Annotated in this window: 22 protein-coding genes; 13 read left to right on the top strand and 9 right to left on the bottom strand. The window is 73.1% G+C overall.

The genetic code is table 11. From position 1 onward, the window contains the following. Positions 1–2: 2 nt before the first annotated feature. Positions 3–1,361 carry an FAD-dependent oxidoreductase gene (locus ABD981_RS34330; protein WP_046906828.1) on the bottom strand — a complete coding sequence of 453 codons (1,359 nt, stop codon included), beginning with the start codon at positions 1,359–1,361 and terminating at the stop codon, positions 3–5. Positions 1,362–1,424: 63 nt separating this feature from the next. Beyond that, on the bottom strand, positions 1,425–2,138 hold the full coding sequence (locus ABD981_RS34335; RefSeq protein ID WP_046906796.1) for a DUF305 domain-containing protein: 714 nt from the start codon (positions 2,136–2,138) through the stop codon (positions 1,425–1,427). A gap of 95 nt (positions 2,139–2,233) precedes the next feature. Here ABD981_RS34335 and ABD981_RS34340 point away from each other — a divergent pair, with 95 nt between their 5' ends. Beyond that, positions 2,234–3,742 carry an LVIVD repeat-containing protein gene (locus tag ABD981_RS34340; RefSeq protein ID WP_046906795.1) on the top strand — a complete coding sequence of 503 codons (1,509 nt, stop codon included), beginning with the start codon at positions 2,234–2,236 and terminating at the stop codon, positions 3,740–3,742. A gap of 22 nt (positions 3,743–3,764) precedes the next feature. Here ABD981_RS34340 and ABD981_RS34345 read toward each other — a convergent pair whose 3' ends face one another. The 4 genes from ABD981_RS34345 to ABD981_RS34360 all read right to left on the bottom strand — a co-directional run bounded on the left by ABD981_RS34345 (position 3,765) and on the right by ABD981_RS34360 (position 6,926). Continuing rightward, positions 3,765–4,448 carry a TetR/AcrR family transcriptional regulator gene (locus ABD981_RS34345; protein ID WP_046906794.1) on the bottom strand — a complete coding sequence of 228 codons (684 nt, stop codon included), beginning with the start codon at positions 4,446–4,448 and terminating at the stop codon, positions 3,765–3,767. Positions 4,449–4,577: 129 nt separating this feature from the next. Next, entirely contained in the window at positions 4,578–5,252 is a 675-nt protein-coding gene (locus ABD981_RS34350) for a phosphatase PAP2 family protein (protein WP_046906793.1), read from the bottom strand. A gap of 55 nt (positions 5,253–5,307) precedes the next feature. Beyond that, complete coding sequence (locus ABD981_RS34355; RefSeq protein WP_046906792.1) at positions 5,308–6,246, bottom strand: M56 family metallopeptidase; 939 nt, start codon at positions 6,244–6,246, stop codon at positions 5,308–5,310. 98 nt (positions 6,247–6,344) lie between these two features. Continuing rightward, complete coding sequence (locus ABD981_RS34360; protein ID WP_046906791.1) at positions 6,345–6,926, bottom strand: DUF5134 domain-containing protein; 582 nt, start codon at positions 6,924–6,926, stop codon at positions 6,345–6,347. A gap of 179 nt (positions 6,927–7,105) precedes the next feature. Here ABD981_RS34360 and ABD981_RS34365 point away from each other — a divergent pair, with 179 nt between their 5' ends. Next, positions 7,106–7,657 carry a GNAT family N-acetyltransferase gene (locus ABD981_RS34365; RefSeq protein WP_046906790.1) on the top strand — a complete coding sequence of 184 codons (552 nt, stop codon included), beginning with the start codon at positions 7,106–7,108 and terminating at the stop codon, positions 7,655–7,657. A 28-nt stretch (positions 7,658–7,685) separates the two neighbouring features. Here ABD981_RS34365 and ABD981_RS34370 read toward each other — a convergent pair whose 3' ends face one another. Next, positions 7,686–8,369 (bottom strand): glycerophosphodiester phosphodiesterase, encoded by a 684-nt coding sequence (locus ABD981_RS34370; RefSeq protein ID WP_046906789.1) that lies wholly within the window; start codon positions 8,367–8,369, stop codon positions 7,686–7,688. A gap of 256 nt (positions 8,370–8,625) precedes the next feature. Between ABD981_RS34370 and ABD981_RS34375 the strand changes: the two genes are divergently transcribed. From ABD981_RS34375 to ABD981_RS34390, 4 genes are all read left to right on the top strand, one after another. Further along, positions 8,626–10,032 (top strand): DUF6421 family protein, encoded by a 1,407-nt coding sequence (locus ABD981_RS34375; protein ID WP_046906788.1) that lies wholly within the window; start codon positions 8,626–8,628, stop codon positions 10,030–10,032. A 35-nt stretch (positions 10,033–10,067) separates the two neighbouring features. Beyond that, positions 10,068–10,829, top strand: a complete 762-nt coding sequence (locus ABD981_RS34380; RefSeq protein WP_046906787.1) for an SDR family oxidoreductase — start codon at positions 10,068–10,070, stop codon at positions 10,827–10,829. Then, complete coding sequence (locus ABD981_RS34385; RefSeq protein ID WP_205628133.1) at positions 10,826–11,905, top strand: threonine aldolase family protein; 1,080 nt, start codon at positions 10,826–10,828, stop codon at positions 11,903–11,905. The genes ABD981_RS34380 and ABD981_RS34385 overlap by 4 nt, the downstream gene beginning before the upstream one ends. 167 nt (positions 11,906–12,072) lie before the next feature. Next, positions 12,073–12,765, top strand: coding sequence for a B3/B4 domain-containing protein (locus tag ABD981_RS34390; protein WP_046906786.1), 693 nt, complete (start codon positions 12,073–12,075; stop codon positions 12,763–12,765). Positions 12,766–12,798: 33 nt separating this feature from the next. Here the strand turns inward: ABD981_RS34390 and ABD981_RS34395 are convergent, their stop codons facing one another. After that, positions 12,799–13,524, bottom strand: a complete 726-nt coding sequence (locus ABD981_RS34395; protein ID WP_046906785.1) for a lysophospholipid acyltransferase family protein — start codon at positions 13,522–13,524, stop codon at positions 12,799–12,801. A gap of 220 nt (positions 13,525–13,744) precedes the next feature. Here ABD981_RS34395 and ABD981_RS34400 point away from each other — a divergent pair, with 220 nt between their 5' ends. The 6 genes from ABD981_RS34400 (at position 13,745) to ABD981_RS34425 (ending at position 20,199) form a co-directional block, all read left to right on the top strand. Beyond that, positions 13,745–14,056: a TlpA family protein disulfide reductase gene (locus ABD981_RS34400; RefSeq protein ID WP_046906784.1), complete on the top strand. Its 312-nt coding sequence runs from the start codon at positions 13,745–13,747 to the stop codon at positions 14,054–14,056. 257 nt (positions 14,057–14,313) lie between these two features. Next, the gene (locus ABD981_RS34405) at positions 14,314–14,847 is read left to right on the top strand and encodes a flavin reductase family protein (RefSeq protein WP_046906783.1); all 534 of its coding nucleotides are present in this window, start codon (positions 14,314–14,316) and stop codon (positions 14,845–14,847) included. 198 nt (positions 14,848–15,045) lie between these two features. Further along, positions 15,046–15,831, top strand: a complete 786-nt coding sequence (locus tag ABD981_RS34410) for an electron transfer flavoprotein subunit beta/FixA family protein (RefSeq protein ID WP_046906782.1) — start codon at positions 15,046–15,048, stop codon at positions 15,829–15,831. Between the two features lie 66 nt (positions 15,832–15,897). Beyond that, positions 15,898–16,860 carry an electron transfer flavoprotein subunit alpha/FixB family protein gene (locus ABD981_RS34415; RefSeq protein WP_046906781.1) on the top strand — a complete coding sequence of 321 codons (963 nt, stop codon included), beginning with the start codon at positions 15,898–15,900 and terminating at the stop codon, positions 16,858–16,860. 183 nt (positions 16,861–17,043) lie between these two features. Then, a complete protein-coding gene (locus ABD981_RS34420; protein ID WP_046906780.1) occupies positions 17,044–18,333 on the top strand; it encodes a DUF6986 family protein in 1,290 nt (429 codons plus the stop codon). Between the two features lie 42 nt (positions 18,334–18,375). Continuing rightward, positions 18,376–20,199, top strand: coding sequence for a serine/threonine-protein kinase (locus ABD981_RS34425; RefSeq protein WP_046906779.1), 1,824 nt, complete (start codon positions 18,376–18,378; stop codon positions 20,197–20,199). Between the two features lie 61 nt (positions 20,200–20,260). Here the strand turns inward: ABD981_RS34425 and ABD981_RS34430 are convergent, their stop codons facing one another. Further along, positions 20,261–21,289 (bottom strand): LacI family DNA-binding transcriptional regulator, encoded by a 1,029-nt coding sequence (locus tag ABD981_RS34430; RefSeq protein WP_046906778.1) that lies wholly within the window; start codon positions 21,287–21,289, stop codon positions 20,261–20,263. A gap of 149 nt (positions 21,290–21,438) precedes the next feature. Between ABD981_RS34430 and ABD981_RS34435 the strand changes: the two genes are divergently transcribed. Further along, positions 21,439–22,380, top strand: a complete 942-nt coding sequence (locus ABD981_RS34435) for an ROK family protein (RefSeq protein ID WP_046906777.1) — start codon at positions 21,439–21,441, stop codon at positions 22,378–22,380. The last annotated feature ends 6 nt before the right edge of the window (positions 22,381–22,386 follow it).

The raw sequence follows: 22,386 nt of genomic DNA on the forward strand, positions 1-22,386 counted from the left end.
CCTCAGGGTCCTGGGAGCCCCCGGGCCGCCGCCCGCAGCCCCGCCCAGTCGGGGATCTTCACGCGCTCGCGGCCCAGCGCGCCGCCCAGCGCCACCTCGGCCCGCTCGATCGCCAGCCAGCCCGCCCAGGGCACCGGCTCGTGCCCCAGCGCCCGCAGCCGCGCCACCGGGTCGTCGGCGACCCGCCGACGCGCCAGGGCCGGGGCGTCGGCCAGGAGGGAGGCGGCGGTCTCCTTGGCGCAGGGGCGGTTGGTGCCGATCACGCCGGTCGGGCCGCGCTTGATCCAGCCCGCCACGTACTCCCCGGGTGAGACCGCCCCGTCCCGCAGCACCCGCCCCTGCGCGTGCGGGACGGTGCCCCGCTCCGCGTCGAAGGGGAGCCCGGGCAGCGGGACGCCCCGGTAGCCGACCGCGCGCAGGACGAGACCGGCCTCGATCTCCTCGTACCGGCCGGTGCCCCGGACTCCGCCGTCGCCGTCCGGCTCGGTCCGCTCGAAGCGGACCCCGGTGACGCGGCCGTCGGTGCCGAGGATCTCCACGGGCCGCAGGAAGAACCGCAGCCGGATGCCGCGCGGGGCGCTGCCGCCGTCGGCCGCCCACCCGCGGACGACCTCCAGGTTGCGCCGGCTGACCGCCGGCAGCGCCGCCAGCGCCGAAGGGTCGGCGCAGGCGGGGTCCAGGGCGAGCTCCGCCGGGTCGACCCGTACCCGGGTGTCCGGCAGCGCGCCGAGTTCGCGCAGTTCCTTGGTGGTGAACTTCGCCTGCCCGGGCCCGCGCCGGGCCACCATGTGCACCTCGCGCACCCCGCTCGCGGCCAGCGCCTCCAGGGCGCCCTGCGGCACGTCGGTCGGCGCCAGCTCCGCGGCCCGCCGCACCAGCAGCCGGGCCACGTCCACCGCCACGTTCCCGGCCCCGACGACCACCGCGCCGGGGCCGTCCAGGCCGAAGCCGTCCCTCGCGGCGTCCGGGTGCGCGCTGTACCAGGAGACGAACTCGGTGGCGGAGAAACTGCCCCGCAGCTCCTCGCCCGGCACCCCGAGCCGCCGGTCGCGGGCGGCGCCGACGCAGTAGACCACCGCGTGGTAGAGCTCCAGGAGGCCGGCCGGGGTGAGCCCGTGCGCCCCCACCTCCACGTCGCCGAGGAAGGAGACGCCCTCGTCCTCCAGGACGGTCCGCAGGTTGCCCTGGAGCGACTTGATCTTCTCGTGGTCGGGTGCGACCCCGTACCGCACCAGGCCGTACGGGCAGGGCAGCCGGTCCAGAACGTGCACCCGGATCCCGGGCACGGCGGTCTGCCGGACCAGCGCCTGGGCGGTGTAGACCCCGCTGGGTCCCGAACCGACGACGGCGACGCGCAGCACGAGGGGTTCCCCTTCCTGCCGGGAGGCTTCCAGCATGGCACCGCCGGGGCCTCCCGGGCCGGTCTACAGGGAGCGCATCCGGTCGATCTCCGCCGTCTGCTGGGCGATGACGTCGTTGGCCATCTCCTCCACGAGCACGTTGTTGCCCTGGCCGAGCACGTCGGCGGCCATGGTCACCGCCCCCTCGTGGTGGGTGATCATCAACCTGATGAAGAGGGCGTCGAACGCCTTCCCCCTGGCGGCGCGCAGTTCGGCCACCTGGGCCTCGCTCGCCATGCCCGGCATGGAGTGGTGGTCGTGGCCCGTCTGGGGGCGGGGACCGCCGTTGTTCTTCAGCCAGCCCTCCATGGCGCCGATCTCCGGCCCCTGCGCCGCCGCGATCCGCTCGGCGACCTTGCGCACCTTCGGCGACGAGGCGCGCTGCGGCACCAGCGAGGTCAGCGTGACGGCCTGCCGGTGGTGCTCGATCATCATCTGGACGTAGGCGTAGTCGGCGCCGTTGGGACGCTCGTCGGGCATCAGCCGGGCCGCCTCCTCGGGGGTGAGCCTCTTCGCCGGCTCACCCGGCTTCCCCGGGGCGACCACCACGGGGCCGCTCGGCGTCCCCGCCGGGCGCGCGGCAGCCCCCGCCCCCGCGTCCGACTCGCACGCGGCGAGCGCCAACGCGGCGGCGACGGCGAGCACTCCGGCGACGGCTCCACGGACACGACGCTTCGACAACACGACCTCCACGGGCACTTCGACGACTTCGAGGGGCTGGAGCGGGTGTTTCTTCATTACGTCTCTGTTGCCATCTGTTGAGATGTGCACACCAAGGAAGATACTGCCGGGGTCCCACCACCGTTCAACTGTGCGACACCAGAGAGGACGGAGTGACTTCGTTGCGTACCACGAGTACCCCGCGCGCACGGATCAGAGGACTGGCCGTGGCGACCGCCGCCGCCGGACTGCTGGTCAGCCTGCTCGCCGCCGGACCCGCGGCCGCCACACCCGACCCCGGCGACGCCACGGCGCAGACGGCCGCCACCGCCGAACAGGCGTCCGAGGCCCGCGCCGCGATCGCCGCCGGGGAGATACCCGGCGTGGACGAGGTCGTCCACAGCCCCAACGTCGAACACCTCGTCAACATCCCGAAGGACGCCCTGAAGGGCATCAACTCGGACCTCGCCTTCCAGGGCAGGTACGCCTTCGCCGGCAACTACGACGGCTTCCGGATCTTCGACATCAGCAACCCGCGGTCGCCCAGGACCGTCGCCCAGGTGCTGTGCCCCGGTTCCCAGAACGACGTGTCCGTCTCCGGGAACCTGCTCTTCCTGTCCACCGACTCCTCGCGCAGCGACAACTCCTGTGCCAGCGTTCCGCAGCCCGCCTCGGTGAAGGAATCCTGGGAGGGCATGAAGATCTTCGACATCAGCGACATCGCCAACCCGAGGTACGTCGCCTCCGTCGAGACCAACTGCGGTTCGCACACCCACACGATCGTGCCCAAGCGCAAGGACGTGTACATCTACGTCTCCTCGTACTCGCCCAACGCCGCCTTCCCCGACTGCCAGCCCCCGCACGACGGCATCTCGGTCATCAAGGTGCCGCGCAAGGCGCCGGAGCTGGCCAAGGTCGTCAACTTCCCGGTCCTCTTCCCCGGCGAGGGCCCGGACGGCGGCGGCAACCCCGGATCGCCCACCAACCCGGGCGTCTCCAAGACCACCGGCTGCCACGACCTGACCGTGCTGCCCAGCGAGGACCTGGCCGCCGGCGCCTGCATGGGTGACGGCATCCTCTTCGACATCGAGGACCCGGAGCACCCCCGGGTCATCGACCGGGTCCAGGACAACGTCAACTTCGCGTTCTGGCACTCCGCGACCTTCAACCAGAAGGCGAACAAGGTCGTCTTCACCGACGAGCTCGGCGGCGGCGGCGCGGCCACCTGCAACGAGACCGTCGGCCCGAACCGCGGCGCGGACGGCATCTACGACATCGTCGGCAAGGGCGACAAGCGCAAGCTCGTCTTCCGCAGCTACTTCAAGATCCCGCGCCACCAGGCCGACACCGAGAACTGCGTCGCCCACAACGGCTCGCTGATCCCGGTCAAGGGCAAGGACATCATGGTCCAGGCCTGGTACCAGGGCGGCGTCTCCGTCTGGGACTTCACCGACTCCCGCCGCCCGAAGGAGATCGCCTACTTCGAGCGCGGCCCGGTCTCCGCGACCACCCTGGCCACCGGCGGCTCCTGGTCCGCCTACTACTACAACGGCTACATCTACTCGAACGACATCGCGAAGGGCTTCGACGTCCTGAAGCTCAGCGACAAGCGCACCGACAAGGCGGCACGGGTCCGGCTCGACGAGCTGAACGTCCAGACCCAGCCGGACTACTTCGACTGACCGGCCCGGTCGCCCCGGCCGGCTACTCCGCCGGCTGCGAGGCCTGACGCGGTACCCGGGCCGACGGGTCCGGTAACGCCGTGCGCAACCCCGGCATGCCGTCGGGCGGACCCCCGCCCGGCGGCATGCCCTGCTCCCAGTCCAGTCCGTAGCGCTGGAACAGCTCGGCGCGCAGCCGGGTCCGCGGCATCGGCGCCCCGGGCAGCAGCACGGCCACCACCGCGCCCATGAGCAGCGCCCGCAGCAGCGGATAGTCCGTGTCCACGTCCTCGGAGCCGTACCGGGTCACCGTGTCCCGCAGCAGCTCCGCGAGCCGCTGCTGCTCGGGACACCGCACGAAGCCCTCGGCCTGCAGGATGCCCGCCATGTGCGTCCGCATGAGCACCGGACGGTCCTCGGCGAGGCCCAGGATCGCGTCGATCGCCCGCGCGAGGCGCTCCCGGCCGTCCTCCGTGCGCGGCTCGCGCTCCAGCGCCTCCTCCAGCGTCAGGTGCATCAGCCGGTGCACCGCGGACTGCAGGAGCTGCCGCTTGCCGGGGAAGTAGTACGAGATGAGGCCACGGGCCGAGCCCGCCCGGGAGGCGATGTCCGCGAGCGTCGTGGCCTCGTACCCGCGCTCGTCGACCAGCTCCACGGTCGCCTGCAGGAGCCGCTCACGGGAGCGCCGCCGAAGCTCTTCATTGACCTGTGCGCTACGCGGGGACATGCTGGACTCCTGCGTTGACTGGCTGGCAGCCAATATACTCAGCGCGTCCTGCCGTCGCGCCCTCGTGGCCGGAAGCGGGACATGCCGTCTGTTCTGGGCGACGCGGGGGATCGTCCAGAACAGGCGGCTTCACTGCCCTTCTCCCATTCTGCTCCCGGTGTCCGCCCCCGGAGCCGCGCCCCTTCTCCGCTCCGCCGCGCGGTACGTGAGGATCGCCACGGCCACGCAGGTCCAGCCGAAGAGCCAGCCGCCCACCACGTCGGACGGCCAGTGCACGCCCAGGTACACCCGGGTCCAGCCGACCCCGACGACCGACACCACGGCCGCCCCGGTGAGCGTGCCCCAGCCCCGCCGGCCCTCGTACCAGTGCAGCGCCAGCACCCAGAGCAGCAGCCCGCAGGTGACGGTGGCCGTCATGGCGTGGCCGGAGGGGAACGCGGAGTAGTTCGCGGAGTCCACCGGATCCGGCCAGCTGGGCCGCTCCCGTCCCACCGCCGCCTTCAGGCCCTGCTGGAGGCCCACGGTGAGCAGGCTGGTGCCCGCGACCCACAGCGCGAGCAGCCGCTCGCGCCGCCACCACAGCCACCCCACGGTGACGGCGGCCAGCGCGCGCATGGTCCACGGGTCCCAGACCCAGTCGCTCAGGATCCGGTTGAGATGGGTCAGCCCCGGCTCGGCGACGGCACTGCGGTGCAGGGCCTCGGCGATGTCCCGGTCCAACGAGAGCAGCGGGGGCCACCCCACGGCCACCAGGACGAGCAGCAGCACGGCCAGGGCGCCGGAGACGGCGGCGGAGATGCGCATGGGCCCGATCCTGCCCGACGCCCCACCGGAGCCGTGCGACCGCCCCCGCGGTCGGCTACCCGAGCGCCCTCAGCGCGGGCACGAAGGCCACCAGCACCGGGACCACCGGGACCAGGGCGGCCGCGGCCGTCAGCCGGAGCCGACGGGCCGCCGTGAGGCGCGGGGCGGCGGCCAGCAGCCGGTCGACGCGCTGCGGGAGTCCCGCGTCCGGGGCCGGTCCGGGGCCGAACACCCCGCGGTCCTCGTTGAGTTCGACCAGGGCGAGCGCGATCGTCAGCCGGCCGAAGCGACGCGAGGCCACGTCGTCCGCCGCCAGCTCCACCAGCCGGTGCATCTCGCCGCGGAAGGCCGCGAAGACCGGCACCCCCGGGAAGCCGTCGGCCAGCGCCGCCGAGCAGTGCAGCAGCCAGTCGTGCCGCGCCCGGGCGTGTCCCTGCTCGTGCGCGAGGACCGCGTCGAGCTGCCGGCCCTTCAGCCGGCGCAGCGCCCCCGTGGTGATGACCAGGCGCGGCGTCCCGCCCGGCAGCCACCAGGCGTCGGCGCGCTCGCCCTCCAGGATCACCACGCGCTCGCCGTCCGTGGCCTCCTCGCCCGGCAACAGCGGCGCCCGCACCAGCAGTTCGCAGCGGCGCTGCCTGCGACGGGCCCGCGCGCGGCCGATCTCGCGGCCCAGCATCGCGCCGGTCCACAGCCCGCCGGCCGCGAGCAGCACGGCGAGCACCGCGGACCAGGGCCGGCTGGCGCCCAGCTCGTACGCCTCGACGACGGCGTGCGGGGCGGGCGCGAAGACCTGGCCGCGCACGGCCTGCCAGGCCGCGGCCGCGCTGAACGTCATCGACAGCGCGAAGCTCAGCAGCACCGCCGCCACCACGCACTGCCACACCCAGAGCGCCACCACGGGTTCCCGCTCCGCCCAGTCGGCCCGCGACAGGAGCCGCGGGGCCACGACGGCGGTCAGGACGCCGAGCGCGAGCAGCGCGAGGGAGACCAACATGGCGCCAGCCTATGAGCCGGTACCACGCGGGGGTATGCCCTTGCCGATCAAGTGACGCACGCCACGTTTACCCCCGCACCGCCCGCCCCGCGGTCCCCTCAGAGGGTGAGGAGCATCGCCAGCATCGCGAGCGCCATCGACAGCCGGCACACCAGCAGCAGCTCCGGCCCGGCCGCCCGCCCCGCGCCGCCCGCCCGCGCCGCACCGGCGGCGCCCGCCGGCACCGCCACCGGCACCAGCCGCGTCCCCGACCGCAGCACGTACACCCCGAAGTAGGCGAGCAGCGCTCCCGTCAGCAGGGGGACGCCCGCGGTGCCCGCGGCCCCGTGCCCCGCGTGCGCCCCCGCACCGGGCGCCGCGACCATCGCCACGGCCATGTAGACCATCGCCAGCGAGCCGACCAGATGGTGCAGATGGTGACCGCCCCGCCGCAGGGCGCCGAGCAGGCCCGCCAGGGCCGCGAGCCCGAACACCCCCGCGTACAGCACGAGCACCCACTCCGGCGGGGCCACCACCGTCGCGGGCAGTGCCATCGCCGCCATCCCGAAGCCCATCACGGCCTCGCCCGCGGCGGCCCGGCGCTCCTCCCCGGAGCCGCGCCGCACGCGCCGCAGGCAGTACGCCCCGCCGGCCGCGCACACCAGCACGAGCAGCCAGCCGGACAGAGCCGGTCCCTGCACGACGGACCCCTCCTCGCCGACCGCTGACCCTCCCGACCCCGAGTGCATGCCCGGCCCCCGGCGCGGCTACGCGGGCGCAGAGGCGCGCACGGGTGTACAAGGGGGAGTGCGGGGCGCGCGTTAGGCTCGGGGCGATCGCGTCCGCCGATCGCCCGCGCCCGAGGGGAGCCCCGCACACCATGGACACCGCCGAGTCCCAGCACACCGGCAGCATCACCTACCGCGACGCCGTGACGGACGACGTCCCGGCGCTCGTCCCGCTCGTCGAGTCGGCCTACCGGGGCGACTCCAGCCGGGCCGGCTGGACCACCGAGGCGGACATCCTGCAGGGGCAGCGCACCGACGCCGAGGGCGTCGAGGCGGTCATCTCCACCCCGGGCAGCCGGCTGATGGTGGTCGAGCGCGACGGCGAGCTGCTCGCCTGCTGCCAGCTCGAACACCGCGGCGAGGCCGCCTACTTCGGCATGTTCGCGGTCCGCCCGGAGCTCCAGGGCGCGGGCCTCGGCCGGCAGATCATCGCCGAGGCGGAGCGCCGCGTGCGCGAGCTGTGGGACGTGCGCGAGATGCACATGACCGTCATCTCGGTCCGCGAGGAGCTCATCGCCTGGTACGAGCGGCGCGGCTACCGCCGGACCGGCCGGATGACCCCCTTCCCGTACGGCGACGAGCGCTTCGGCCTGCCGCAGCGCGACGACCTGCAGTTCGAGCTGCTGGTCAAGGAACTCGTCTGACGCCGAGGTCTCCCGCGGGCGCCCGCCCTCACGCCGTGGAGCGCCCCGCGCTCCGGATCTCGGGGCGGTCGGTCGTCACGCCGTCGAGCCCCAGGGCGCGCGCCAGCCTCAGGTCGTCCTGGGTGTTCACCACCCACCCCGTGACCCGCAGGCCTTCCGCGTGCGCCCGCTCGACGGTGTCCTGGGTGAGGTGCCGGATGTTGAGGACGAGCGCGCCGGCGCCGACCGCGAGCGCGCGCGGCACCACGTCGGCCTGACGCCGGTCGGCGACCAGGGCCGTGCGCACCCCGGGGACGAGGACGGCCACCTCGGCGAGGGCCTCGTCGTGGAACGAGAGCACCTCCACCCGCCTGATCAGGTCGCGGGCGCGGATCACCCCCGCGAGGGTCCGGGCGGCCGCGACGTCCTTGATCTCCGCCTGGAGGGGCGCGGCGACCGCGTCCAGGACCTCCTCGAAGACGGGCACCCGCTCGCCCCGGCCCGCGTCGAGCTCGCGCAGCTCGGCGAGGGTCTTCTCGGCGATCGGCCCCGTGCCGTCGGTGGTGCGGTCCACCTCCGCGTCGTGCATGACGACCAGGGCGCCGTCCTTGCTCAGATGGAGGTCCAGCTCGATGACGTCCAGCCCGTCCCGCTCGGCCCGGACGAAGGAGCGCAGGGTGTTCTCGGGCTCGACGCCCATGACCCCGCGATGACCGATGGTGAGGAAACTCAAGATCTTCTCGCTTCCGTCGAGGACCGGACCGGCTCCGCCGTGCCCGGTGCGGCTCGCGACGCAGCCTAGTCGCCGGGCCACCAACCGGAAGCGGCCCCGCGGAACACCGCATTTCTCGCCCGCCTTCCCCGTGTGACAGGAAAAAGAGCGGTCGGACGGGGGGTTCGACAGGAGAATTTCCCTTGCCCCTCTTGTGGGAGGGCGCCGCCGATGGTTACGGTGGCTTGACGCAAGGTTCTCCTGTGGAGGAAGAGGCATGACGGAAATTCTTGTGCAGGACGTGACCGGTGGGGGGATATCCGCCGACGCACCCGTGGTCGACCACCCTGCCTGGCCCGAGCTCAAGAATGCCGTGGAGGAGCTCCGCCCCTGGCAGAGCGCGGACGGCTCGATCGACTTCCGGGCCGAGGGCGCGCCCGCGCTGGCGCTCGCCGAGCAGACCGTCGAGCGCATCATCGCCGCGGTCGAGAAGCTCTCCCCGCTGGTCCCGCACGACGCGGCCTACCACCGCGCGCTCGTCGCCGACCTGCGCAAGTGGGCCGAGGGCGGCTTCGCGGTCCCCGACTTCCTCGACGCGCTGCTGGCCTTCCAGCCGGCCGCCGACCGCGTGGACGGGCTCCAGCACCTCGTGCTCTTCCCGATGTACACGCAGAACGGCAACCCGGACCGCAACTTCGAGGCCGTCGTGCTGCGCATGGTGTGGCCGGAGTGGCTCTCCGAGCTGGAGGCCACCCGCTACGACAACCCGCTGTTCTGCGGCATCGCCTTCGAGGACTTCACCGCCGGGTACGACACGAACTCGGCCGTCCTGTTCCCGGAGACCATCGCCGTCCGCGAGGCCCCCGAGCGCTTCAGCTGGGGCGGCATCTTCTGCGACCGCGAGGCCGCCCGCTTCCGCAAGGTCACCGAGGCCGCCGTCGACACCCTGGGCATCGAGCTGCCCGAGGACATCGCCGCCATGGTCCAGGACCAGGACCGCTGCGAGAAGGCCTTCGTCCTGTGGGACATGGTCCACGACCGCACCCACAGCCACGGCGACCTGCCGTTCGACCCCTTCATGATCAAGCAGCGCCAGCCGTTCTGGATGTACGGCCTGGAGGAGCTGCGCTGCGACCTCACCGCCTTCAAGGAGGCCGTGAAGCTGGAGGCCGAGGGCAACGAGCACGGCCGTGACGTGCAGTACGCGGTCCTCTTCGACCGCATGTTCCGCTTCCCGCTCTCCGGTGACCGCAACCGCAACTACGACGGTCTCGGCGGCCAGCTGCTCTTCGCGTACCTCCACAAGCACGACGTGGTGCGCTGGACCGACAACACGCTGAAGATCGACTGGAAGCGTGCCCCCGAGGTCACCAACCGGCTCTGCGGCGAGATCGAGCAGCTCTACCGCGACGGCATCGACCGCCCGAAGCTGGTCCACTGGTTCAAGGCGTACGAGCTGGTCTCCACCTACCTCGCGCCCCACCCCGGCTCCACCTGGGCCAAGGGCCCCGACGCCCTCGACCTGAGCCTCCCGCCCCGCAAGCTGGTCGACGACGTGCTTCCGGACGAGTTTCCGCTCAGCATGTTCTATGAGGCCCTCGCCAAGAAGCTCAAGAGCGTGATCGCCGCCACCAAGGGCATCACCGCCGCGAACGCTTCGGACGCCGAGCGGGCCGCCGCGTGAGCGCAGGTACCGAGCAGACGGAGGAGGCGGCGCCCATGAACGCCAACGGAAACGGTGGGCCGCTCGACGGCGCCGTCATCGCCGTCGCGGGAGCGGCCGGCCCCGCCGGCCGGGCGACCCTCATGCGCCTCGCCGAGGCCGGCGCCACCGTGGTCGGCTCCGACGCCGACCCGGCGCGCCTCGCGGAGGCAGTGGACGCCGCCCGCTACGCCCACGGCGGCGCGCGGGTCGTCGGCGACACGGTCGACCTCCTCGACCTCGCCGCCACCAAGGAGTGGGCGGAGAAGACCGAGAAGGAGTTCGGCCGGATCGACGGTCTGGTCCACCTGGTCGGCGGCTGGCGCGGCAGCCAGTCCTTCGTCGAGACCGACCTCAAGGACTGGGACTTCCTGGAGAAGCTCCTCGTCCGCACGGTCCAGCACACCTCGCTGGCCTTCCACGACGGGCTGCTGCGCAGCGGCGGCCGCGGCCGCTACGCCCTGATCAGCCAGGTCGGCGCGCACAAGCCGGTCGCCAACAACGCCGCGTACAACGCCGGCAAGGCGGCCGCCGAGGCGTGGACCCTCGCCATGGCGGACTCCTTCCGCAAGGCGGGGGGCGACGAGGGCGCCCAGGCCGCGGCTGCGATCCTGGTGATCAAGGCACTGGTGCACGACGCCATGCGCGCCGAACGCCCCAATGCGAAGTTCGCGGGCTTCACCGACGTCAAGGACCTGGCCGACGCCGTCGCCGGACTCTGGGACCGGCCCGCACAGGAAGTGAATGGACAGCGCCTGTGGCTGACCCCCAAGCCGTGACCGCGGCCCTGGGCCCGAAGACCGACGCCCGTCGTCACCACGACCCGTCGGTCCGGGGCTTCGCCAGCGACAACTACGCCGGTGTGCACCCCGAGGTCCTCGCGGCCATCGCCCTCGCCAACGACGGCCACCAGGTCGCCTACGGCGAGGACCAGTACACCGAGCACCTCCAGCGGATCATGCACAGCCACTTCGGCCCCACGGCCGAGGCGTTCCCGGTCTTCAACGGGACCGGGGCCAACGTGACCGCACTCCAGGCGCTCACCGACCGCTGGGGCGCGGTGATCTGCGCCGAGTCCGCGCACATCAACGTGGACGAGGGCGGTGCCCCCGAGCGGATGGGCGGCCTCAAGCTGCTCACCGTGGCCACCCCGGACGGCAAGCTCACCCCCGAGCTGATCGACCGGCAGGCCTGGGGCTGGGAGGACGAGCACCGGGCGATGCCCCAGGTCGTCTCGATCACCCAGAACACCGAGCTCGGCACCGTCTACACCGTGGACGAGATCAAGGCCATCGTCGAGCACGCCCACTCCAAGGGCATGAAGGTCCACCTCGACGGCGCCCGGATAGCCAACGCGGCCGCCTCGCTGGACGTGCCCATGCGCGCGTTCACCAGCGCGGCGGGCGTCGACGTCATCTCGTACGGCGGCACCAAGAACGGCATGATGTTCGGCGAGGCCGTCGTCGTGCTCAACCCGGACGCCGTCAGCCACATGAAGCACCTGCGCAAGCTGTCCATGCAGCTCGCCTCCAAGATGCGCTTCGTGTCGGTCCAGCTGGAGGCGCTGCTCGCCAAGGACCTGTGGCTGCGCAACGCCCGCCACGCCAACACGATGGCCCAGCGCCTCGCGGCCGGCGTGCGGGCCGTGGACGGTGTCGAGATCCTCTACCCGGTCCAGGCCAACGCGGTCTTCGCGCGGCTGCCGCACGAGGTCAGCAGGCGGCTCCAGGAGCGCTTCCGCTTCTACTTCTGGGACGAGGCGGCCGGCGACGTGCGCTGGATGTGCTCGTTCGACACCTCGGAGGACGACGTGGACGCCTTCCTCCAGGCGCTGAAGGAAGAGATGGCGCGGTAGGAGACCCTGGCGGGCCCGCCCGCGCGCGACGGCCGGACGGAAGTGACGGACTTCCGCCCGGCCGTTCCGTCATCGGCGCGGGGTTCCGGCCGAAGTCCAGTGAAGTGGATTTTCCGGTGTTCTATGCTGAACCACACCCTGCAATCCGGAACACCGAACGGCGGACCATGACCCTGACGCTCACCGTCTCCGACGAGGTACGCACCCTCGTACCCGGCTTCACCCACCTCGCCGTCGAGGCGCGCGGACTCGTCAACGGGCCCAGCGACGAGACCAGTTCGGCCCTGCTCGATGACGCCGCCCGCCGGCTCGCCGAGCGCCTGGACGGACAGGCCCCGGACAAGGACCCGCACGTGGCCGCCTGGCGCGCCGCGTACTCCGCGTTCGGCGCCAAGCCCTCCCGCACCCGCAACTCCGCGGAGGCGCTGGCCAAGCGCGCCCTGGCGGACGGCGGGCTGCCCCGGATCAACCGGCTCGTGGACGCCTACAACGCGATCAGCGTGGCCCACCTGATCCCGGTCGGCGGCGAGGACCTGAACAAGATCGAGGGCTCGATGCGGCTCGTCCGGGCCACCGGCGAGGAGGACTTCGTCACCGTCGCGGGCGGCGAGGAGAGCGTGGAGCACCCCGAGCCCGGCGAGGTCATCTGGTGCGACGAGGCGGGCGTCACCTGCCGTCGCTGGAACTGGCGCCAGGGCCCGCGCACCCGGATCGACGACGACACCACGGACGCGATCTTCCTGCTGGAGTCGCTCACGCCGATGACCCTCGACGAGCTGCGCGCGGCCGGCGAGGAGCTCGCCGAGGTGCTGCAGAAGGTCAGCCCCGGGGCACGGATCACCGTCCGCGACCCGGAGTGACGTTTCCCCGCGGCGGCCGGGGCCGCCGCGGGACTACTTCTCGGCGGCCTTGACCTCTTCGGGCGTCGGCGCCGTGCCCCCGAGGTGCGCGGGCACCCACCAGGTGTCGCCCGCGTCCTTGGGGCGCACCGGGTAGGCGCGCTGGGCGGCCTCCAGGAGCTCCTGGACGCGCCCGCGCAGCCGCCGGGTGATGGCGCCCGCGAACTGGTCGGCCGGGGCCTCCATGGGCTCGCCGACGCGGATGGTGATCGGGATGTGGCTGCGCTTGAAGTTCCGCGGCCGGCCCTTGGTCCACACCCGCTGGGTGCCCCACAGCGCCATCGGGATCAGCGGGACGCCCGCCTCCTGCGCCAGGCGCGCGGCACCGGACTTGAAGCTCTTCAGCGTGAACGACTGCGAGATGGTCGCCTCGGGGAAGACGCCGACGATCTCACCGGCCCGCAGCGAGCGCAGTGCGTGCTCGTAGGCGTGCTCGCCCTGGGCGCGGTCCACCGGGATGTGCTTCATCGCGCGCATCAGCGGACCGGAGACCTTGTGCCGGAAGACCGAGTCCTTCGCCATGAAGCGCACCAGACGCTTCTGGGGAAGTGCGGCCAGACCGGTGAAGATGAAGTCCAGATAGCTGATGTGGTTGCTGACGATCACCGCCCCGCCCTCGCGGGGGATGTGGTGCGAACCCTGAGTGTCGATCTTCAGGTCGAGCGCCTTGAACATGGTCAGGGCGGCGCCGATGACCGGCCGATAGACGAGCTCTGCCATCTGGGACGAACCCCTTCGTCAGTGCCTGGGGAGGGTTCTCCCGGCGAAGTTACGCGGCCGTAGGTTTTCGGCTTTGGGCAGATCGTGCCCCATGTGGGCCCCCGTGACCAGTCCAGGCGGCTTCGTACGGGGAGATTCTCGTCACTCCGGGTGCTCGTGGCGGGAATCGTTCGGTCGCGTGCGACGCTGCACCCGGTAGGACCACAGGAGGAGCAGAGGGATGACCGAGGTCGTGGGCGCCGAGGAACTGGGCGCCGAGCTGGGGGAGCGGGCCACCCTGGTGCAGTTCTCCACCGCCTTCTGCCAGCCGTGCCGGGCCACCCGCCGGACGCTCGCCGAGGTGGCCGCCATGGTGGAAGGCGTCGGGCACGTCGAGATCGACGCGGAGGAGCGCCTCGACCTCGTACGGGAGCTGGGCATCGCCCGTACGCCCACGGTGCTCGTCCTCGACCGGGCCGGGCGGATCGTGCGCAGGGCCACCGGGCAGCCCCGCAAGGCGGACGTCATCGCCGCGCTCGGGCGGGCGGTCTGACGGGGTGTGCGGCGCGCTCTCCGGAACGGCTCCCGGCGCGCTCTCCGGTGCGGTCCCTGACGCGGTGACACATCTCCCACATCGCGGAACCCACTTGACTGCACGCGGCAACGATCGTCAGTCTGGCGGGGTGCCCACAGAACTCCTTCTCTACGGGCGGGCCCACGTGGACCTGGCCCGCAACGCGAGCGCGCGCTGTCCGGGTGTCTGACCGACCCGAGACTCCTCTCACGCCGCCCTCGCAGAAGGACAATTCCATGACGGTCTCGCCCGAGCTCCGCACGCTCCCGACGATTCCCCGCCTCGGCGCACCCCGACAGGCCTCTCCCGACCTGCTCCGTTCCGTCTTCCGGCAGCACGCCGCCGGAGTCGCGGTCATCACCGCGCACGGCGAGCGCCCGGTCGGCTTCACGGCCACCTCGCTCAACTCCGTCGCCGCCGACCCGCCGCTGATCTCCTTCGGCGTGGGCACCGGTTCCTCCAGCTGGCCCGTGGTGGCCGAGGCCGAGCACATCGGCGTGCACATACTCGGCGAGCACCAGGCGGAGCTGGCCGCCACCTTCGCCCGCAGCGGCGCCGACCGCTTCGGCGCTCCCACCCGGTGGAGCCGCGGCCCCGAGGGCGTCCCCGTCCTCGACGGCGTCCTTGCCTGGCTGGTGTGCCGCGTGGTGGCCCGGGTCCCGGCCGGGGACCACCGGATCGTGATAGCCGAGGCCGTCGCCGGCGACCCGGACGGCGTCGGCCGTCCGCTCCTCTACCATCAGGGCCGCTTCAACGCGCTGCGCGACTGAGAGTTCCCGCGCGGCCCGCCCCGCGCGCGTTGGCAAGGTCACATGCTGAGCGCTTGCTTACTCGTAACGAACTGGGTGTACTGGCGAGTAATATTTCGGTCGGGGCTTCGGACGCCCCGACCGGAAACCCGCCCTTCAGGCGCCTATGCTGCGAGCAACAAGGCAGCCCAGTTATGACGATGCAGTAGGAGAGCCGGCGTGAGCTTGAGGATCGTTGTCTGTGTGAAGTACGTGCCGGACGCCACCGGCGACCGGAAGTTCGCGGACGACCTGACCGTCGACCGCGACGACGTCGACGGCCTGCTGTCCGAGCTGGACGAGTACGCGGTGGAGCAGGCGCTCCAGATCGCGGAAGAGGCCGACGACGCCGAGGTCACCGTGCTGACCGTCGGCCCCGAGGACGCCAAGGACGCGCTGCGCAAGGCGCTGTCCATGGGCGCCGACAAGGCCGTCCACGTCGAGGACGACGACCTGCACGGCACCGACGTCATGGGCACCTCGCTGGTGCTCGCCAAGGCGATCGAGAAGACCGGCTACGACCTCGTCATCGCCGGCATGGCCTCCACCGACGGCACCATGGGCGTCCTCCCGGCCATCCTCGCCGAGCGCCTGGGCGTCCCGCAGGTCACCCTGCTCTCCGAGGTCTCCGTCGAGGACGGCACCGTCAAGGGCCGCCGTGACGGCGACACCGCCTCCGAGCAGCTGGAGGCCGCCCTGCCGGCCGTCGTCTCCGTGACCGACCAGTCGGGCGAGGCGCGCTACCCGTCCTTCAAGGGCATCATGGCCGCCAAGAAGAAGCCGGTGGAGTCCCTGGACCTGGACGACCTCGACATCGAGGCGGACGAGGTCGGCCTCGAGGGCTCCTGGACCAAGGTCGACTCGGCCGACGAGCGTCCGGCGCGCACCGCGGGCACGATCGTCAAGGACGAGGGCGAGGGCGGCAAGCAGCTGGCCGAGTTCCTCGCGAGCCAGAAGTTCATCTGAGGGCTCGCGCGAACCACGCCGTCCCCCGCAGGCCGTCCCGTTTCTTCCGCAGGAGATTGAAGTCCCATGGCTGAGATTCTCGTCTACGTCGACCACGTCGACGGAGCCGTCCGCAAGCCCACCCTGGAGCTGCTCACCCTCGCCCGCCGCCTCGGCGAGCCCGTCGCCGTCGCGCTGGGCAACGGCGCGGCCGACACCGCCGCGGCCCTCGCCGAGCACGGTGCCACCCGCGTCCTGACCGCCGACGCCCCCGAGTTCGGCGACTACCTCGTCGTCCCGAAGGTCGACGCGCTCCAGGCCGCCTACGAGGCCGTCTCCCCGGCCGCCGTGCTCGTCCCGTCCTCCGCCGAGGGCAAGGAGATCGCCGCCCGCCTCGCGGTGCGCATCGGCTCCGGCATCATCACGGACGCCGTGGACCTGGAGGCCGGTGACGAGGGCCCGGTCGCGACGCAGTCCGCGTTCGCCGCCTCCTTCACCACCAAGTCCCGCGTCTCCAAGGGCACCCCGGTCATCACGGTCAAGCCGAACTCGGCCGCCGTCGAGGCCGCCCCGGCCGCCGGCGCCGTCGAGGCGCTCGCCGTCTCCTTCTCGGCGCAGGCCACCGGCACCAAGGTCGTCGCCCGCACCCCGCGCGAGTCGACCGGCCGCCCCGAGCTCACCGAGGCCGCGATCGTGGTCTCCGGCGGCCGCGGCGTCAACGGCGCCGAGAACTTCGCGATCATCGAGGCGCTCGCCGACTCGCTCGGTGCCGCCGTCGGCGCCTCCCGCGCCGCCGTCGACGCCGGCTGGTACCCGCACTCCAACCAGGTCGGCCAGACCGGCAAGTCGGTCTCGCCGCAGCTGTACATCGCGTCCGGCATCTCCGGCGCGATCCAGCACCGCGCGGGCATGCAGACCTCGAAGACCATCGTGGCCGTCAACAAGGACGCCGAGGCCCCGATCTTCGACCTGGTCGACTACGGCGTCGTCGGCGACCTGTTCGACGTCGTGCCGCAGCTGACCGACGAGGTCAAGGCCCGCAAGGGCTAGTGCTCGGAGTCGGTCCCCTCGGGGGCTGACCTGGGGTTCTCTTAGGGTCCGGGGGCCGCGTGGTGTTCTTCACCGCGCGGCCCCCGGTCGTTTCGGACAGCCATTGACGCAGGTCCCGGCAGGCCATTAACTTCGCTATACGGATTGTTGATTCCGTGCAGCGGAAAAGTAGGAGGATGTGGGATGGGTCAGCAGGAGAAGGTGTCGACGAGCCTCGCGGGCGCGGTCAGCGAGGAGATCAGCGCCTCCCTCACCGCCGTGGACGCCGAGCTGGACCGGCGCTACCCGGGAGACCCCGGCACCCGCCAGCCCGTCCACACCGTCTACGTGCCCGGCAACCTCTTCGACGCCGGCACCATCCGCTCCTGGGGCGACCAGGCCCTCGCCGCGCTCGACGAGCACGCCCCCGACGCCGCCACCTTCGCCGCCGTCCTCGGCCTCTCCGACGACCTCGCCGAGGACGTCTACGGCCGCGTCCGCGCCAAGCTGGAGCGCGAGCCCGTCGAGGACCTCCGGGTCGACTTCGAGGACGGCTACGGCGGCGGCGACGAGGACGCCGACGCCGCCCGCGCCGCCCGGATCATCACCGAGGCCCACGCCGACCTCAGCGCCGCCCCCTACATGGGCATCCGGATGAAGTGCATGGAGGCCGCCGTCCGTGACCGCGGCATCCGCACCACCGACGTCTTCCTCACCGGCCTCATGGAGAACGGCGGGCTGCCCGACGGCCTCGTCCTCACCCTCCCCAAGGTCACCTACCCCGAGCAGGTCACCGCCTTCGTCCGGCTCCTCGAAGCCTTCGAGAAGGCCCACGGGCTCGACGCCGGCCGGCTCGGCTTCGAGATCCAGATCGAGACCAGCCAGTCCATCCTCGCCGCCGACGGCACCGCCGCCGTCGCCCGCATGATCGACGCCGCCGAGGGCCGCGCGACCGGCCTCCACTACGGCACCTTCGACTACAGCGCCTGCCTCGGCGTCTCCGCCGCCTACCAGGCCAGCGACCACCCCGCCGCCGACCACGCCAAGGCGATCATGCAGGTCGCCGCCGCGGGCACCGGCGTACGCGTCTCCGACGGCTCCACCAACGTCCTCCCGGTCGGCCCGACCGCCCACGTCCACGAGGCGTGGAGGCTCCACTACGGGCTCACCCGGCGCGCCCTCGCCCGCGCCTACTACCAGGGCTGGGACATGCACCCGGGGCACATCCCCACCCGCTACGCCGCCGTCTTCGCCTTCTACCGCGAGGGCTTCCAGGCCGCCGCCAAGCGTCTCTCCGCCTACGCCAACCACGCGGGCGGCGACGTCATGGACGAGCCCGCCACCGCCAAGGCGCTCTCCTCGTACCTGCTGCGCGGCATCGACTGCGGCGCCCTCGACACCGCCGAGGTCGACGCCCTCACCGGCCTCACCCGCGCCGACCTCGACCGCTTCGCGGCCCCGCGACGCGGAGATCTCACCGCTCAGGCGCAGTAAACGTCACTTTCGCGTCAACTGCCCCGTACCCTGTACGCGTTCATGAGTTCGACCGGTACAGGGAACGGGGCAGCGGTGTCATCGGGGGAGAACGGACGGCTCGCGGGCCGCTACAGAATCGTGCGCAGACTCGGCCGCGGCGGCATGGGCGTCGTCTGGCAGGCGGTCGACGAGGTCCTCGGCCGCGACGTGGCCGTCAAGGAACTGCGCACCTACACGGACACCGCCGCGCCCGAACTCGACGCCATGCGCCTGCGCATGCAGCGCGAGGCCCGCGCCGCCGCCCGGGTCCGCCACCCCGGAGTCGTCGCCGTCCACGACGTCACCGAGCACGAGGGCCGCCCCGTCATCGTCATGGAGCTCGTCGACGGGCCCTCCCTCGACGACGTCCTCGCCGCCGAGGGGCCCCTCGAACCCGTCGAGGCCGCGCGGATCGGCGCCCGCGTCCTGGAGGCGCTCGCCGCCGCCCACGAGGCCGGCGTCCTGCACCGGGACGTGAAGCCCGGCAACATCCTCCTCGACCGCTCGGGGCGGGTCCTGCTCACCGACTTCGGCATCGCCACCATCGAGGACCCGGCCGACGGCTCCGCCGCCCGGCTCACCCGCAGCGGCGAGATCGTCGGCTCCCTCGACTACCTCTCCCCGGAGCGCGCCCGCGGCGCCGCCCCGGCGCCCGCCGCCGACGTCTGGGCGCTCGGCGCGACCCTCTACGCCGCGGTCGAGGGAGCGGTGCCCTTCCGGCGCACGTCCACCTGGTCCACCCTCGCCGCCATCGTCACCGACCCGCTGCCGGAACCGACCCGGGCCGGGCCCCTGACCCCCGCGCTGCTGCGGCTGCTGTCCAAGGACCCGGCGGGCCGGCCCACGGCCCGGGAGGCGGCGGAGTTGTTGGCGGGGGTGGCGGGGGCTGCGTCCGCCTCTCCTGGGGTTGCCGATTCGCCTGCGCCTGCGCCTGCGCCCTCGCCTTCGGCGTCGGCTGAGTTCGTGGGTGCTGGCTCGGCCGAGGTCGTCGGTGCGGTTTCGCCTGTGCCCGTTCCCGTGGCCGTTCCCGTGCCTGAGCCCCATGGCGTCTTCGGGCCGCCTGCCGCTGCGTTCGGCCCCGGGGCGGTTCCCGGCGTGGTTCCCGGCGCGGTCCCGCCTCAGGGGCGAGCCGCGGCCAGGGGGCGGGAGCGGCGGCGGGCGCGGGGGTTCGTCGCCGCCGCCGTGGCCGCGGTCGTCCTCGTGGGCGGCGGAGTCACGTACGCGTTGACGGAGCGGACCCCGGGCGCTCCCTCGGCGGCCGGCGACCGGCCGGCCCAGGGTGCCACCGGCGAGCCCGGTCAGGTACTCGACGGCGGGGACGGGGCGGGGAAGGCGGGAGCCGGCACGGGTCCGGCCACGCGGACCCCCGGCGCCGGCGAGAGCGCCACGCCGGGTGAAGGGGCTTCCACCACGGCGGGCGCTCCCTCGGGGGAGGCCACCGACGCGGCGCCCGGCGCCACCGGGGCGACGCCCACTCCGCGCAGGGGCGGCGGGACGGCCGCCACCTCCGGCGCCAAGCCGACGACCGCAGCCCCGACCACCACGGCCGCCCCGCCGCCCGCCGCGTCCGGGTGCACCGCGTCCGGGTCGTCCGCGAGCTGCCAGGTGGTGCGTGCGGCCGTCAGCAGGCGCTACGACGGGGGCGAGATGGGGACCGTCGGTGCCGGGCCGCAGGAGTTCTTCTGCCAGGTCGACCTCGATCACGGCGAGACCTACGGCGGGCAGACCAGTCGCTGGTGGGCCCGGACCGACGACGACAGCGGCAACACGAACGTGTACGTCAGCGTGCTGCACCTGCGGGGTGGCGCGGGCGGCGGGCCCGTCGAAGGGCTGCGGATCTGCTAGGCGGGGGTGCGGGGGACCCCTCCCGTGGGCTCTCGGCTCTCGGTTCTCGGCTGCCGGCTTCTCAGGCGGGTGCGGTCTCGCCCGAGCCGCGGGGGATGAGCTTCGTCTCCAGGACCACCGTCGTCGGGGGTTCCTCCGCGCCGTCCAGGCGGCGGAACAGGCGCTCCGCCGCCGTGCGGCCCAGGGCCGCCGCGTCCTGGGCGATGACGGTGATGCCGAGGAGGTCGGCCAGCTCGATGTCGTCGAAGCCGACGAGGGCCACGGGGGTTTCGCGGGACGCCAGGACCCGTACCGTCGTCACGGTCACCCGGTTGTTGCCCGCGAACAGGGCCGTGACCGGGTTCGGGCCGGACAGCATCGCCCCCACGGCGCGGGCCACCCGGTCCGGCTCGGTCGGGCCGAGCGACACCCATTCCTCCGCGACCTCCAGGCCCGCGTCCTCCATGGCCGCCCGGTAGCCGCGCAGGCGTTCCGTCGCCGTGTGGATGCGGGGGCGGTCGCCGATGAAGCCGATCCGGCGGTGGCCGTGGGCGATCAGGTGGGCCACGCCGTTCCGCGCGCCCCCGTAGCTGTCGGAGAGGACGACGTCCGCGTCGATGAGGCCGGCGGGGCGGTCGACGAAGACCGTGGCGACGCCCGCGCGGATCTCCGGCTCCAGGTAACGGTGGTCGGAGCCCGCCGGGATGACGATCAGTCCGTCGACGCGGCGGGCGCAGAGGGCGAGGGCCAGCTCCTGCTCGCGGTCCGCGTCCTCCGCGCTGGAGCCGTTGATGAGGAGGGCCCCGTGCGCCCGGGCGACCTCCTCGACCGCCCGGCTCAGGGGGCCGTAGAACGGGTCGGCCAGGTCCTCCAGGACCAGGCCCACCGATGCCGTGCGGCCCTTGCGCAGCACCCTCGCGCTGTCGTTGCGGCGGAAGCCCAGGGAGTCGATCGCCTCCTGGACGCGGCGTTCGGTGTCGGGGGTGACGCCCGGTTCGCCGTTCACGACCCGGGAGACCGTCTTGAGGCCGACGCCCGCTCGGGCGGCCACGTCCTTCATCGTGGGCCGGTTGCCGTAGCGGTGCTCGGGGCGGCGGGCGGTGTCGGCCACGGTGTGCGGGTCCTCCGTCGTGTGGGGGGCGATATCGGGTCCTGATCTCCGTATCGATCTCGTTGCTGTCGAGCATAGGCCCTGGACAACGTTGTCAGAGGTGGGAAGACTGTAGGTCGCACCCACCGTCCCACGGAGACCCGGAGCCCATGAGCACTGACCTCGTCGTCGCCCTCGACATCGGCGGCACCAAGATCGCCGGGGCGCTGGTCGACGGAGCCGGCCGGATCCTCGTACGGGCCCAGCGGCCCACGCCCGCGCGGGAGGACGGCGAGACGGTCATGCGCGCGGTGGAGGCGGTGCTGGAGGAGCTCGACCACTCTCCGCTCCGGGCCTCCGCCGGTGCCGTCGGCATCGGCAGCGCGGGGCCGGTCGACGCCTCGGCCGGCACCGTCAGCCCGGTCAACGTGCCCGGCTGGCGCGACTTCCCGCTGGTCGAGCGGGTCCGGCGGGCCGCCGGGCTTCCCGTCACCCTGGTCGGCGACGGCGTCGCCATGACGGCCGCCGAGCACTGGCGGGGCGCCGCCCGCGGCCACGACAACGCGCTGTGCCTCGTCGTCTCCACGGGGGTGGGGGGAGGGCTGGTCCTGGACGGCCGCGTGCACGGTGGGCCCACCGGCAACGCCGGTCACATCGGACACATCAGTGTCGATCTGGACGGCGAGCCGTGCGCCTGCGGCGGGCGCGGCTGCGTCGAACGCATCGCCAGCGGGCCGCACATCGCCCGCCGCGCCCTGGAGAACGGCTGGCACCCCGGGCCCGACGGCGACACCTCCGCCGCCGCCGTGGCCGCCGCCGCCCGGGCCGGCGACCCCGTGGCCGTCGCCTCCTTCGAGCGGGCCGGCCAGGCCCTCGCGGCCGGGATCGCCGCCACGGCCACCCTGGTGGAGATCGACATCGCCGTGGTCGGCGGGGGAGTGGCCGGGGCGGGCGAGGTCCTCTTCGGGCCGCTCCGCCGCAGCCTGCGCTCCTACGCCACCCTCTCCTTCGTCCAGGGCCTCACCGTCGTCCCCGCCCTCACCGGCACCGACGCGGGCCTCCTCGGCGCCGCCGCCGCTGCCGTCCCCCGCGCGGGCGCCTCGACGTCCTGAGCCGTG

The sequence above is a fragment of the Streptomyces showdoensis genome, from assembly GCF_039535475.1.
Classification (GTDB): Bacteria; Actinomycetota; Actinomycetes; order Streptomycetales; family Streptomycetaceae; genus Streptomyces; species Streptomyces showdoensis.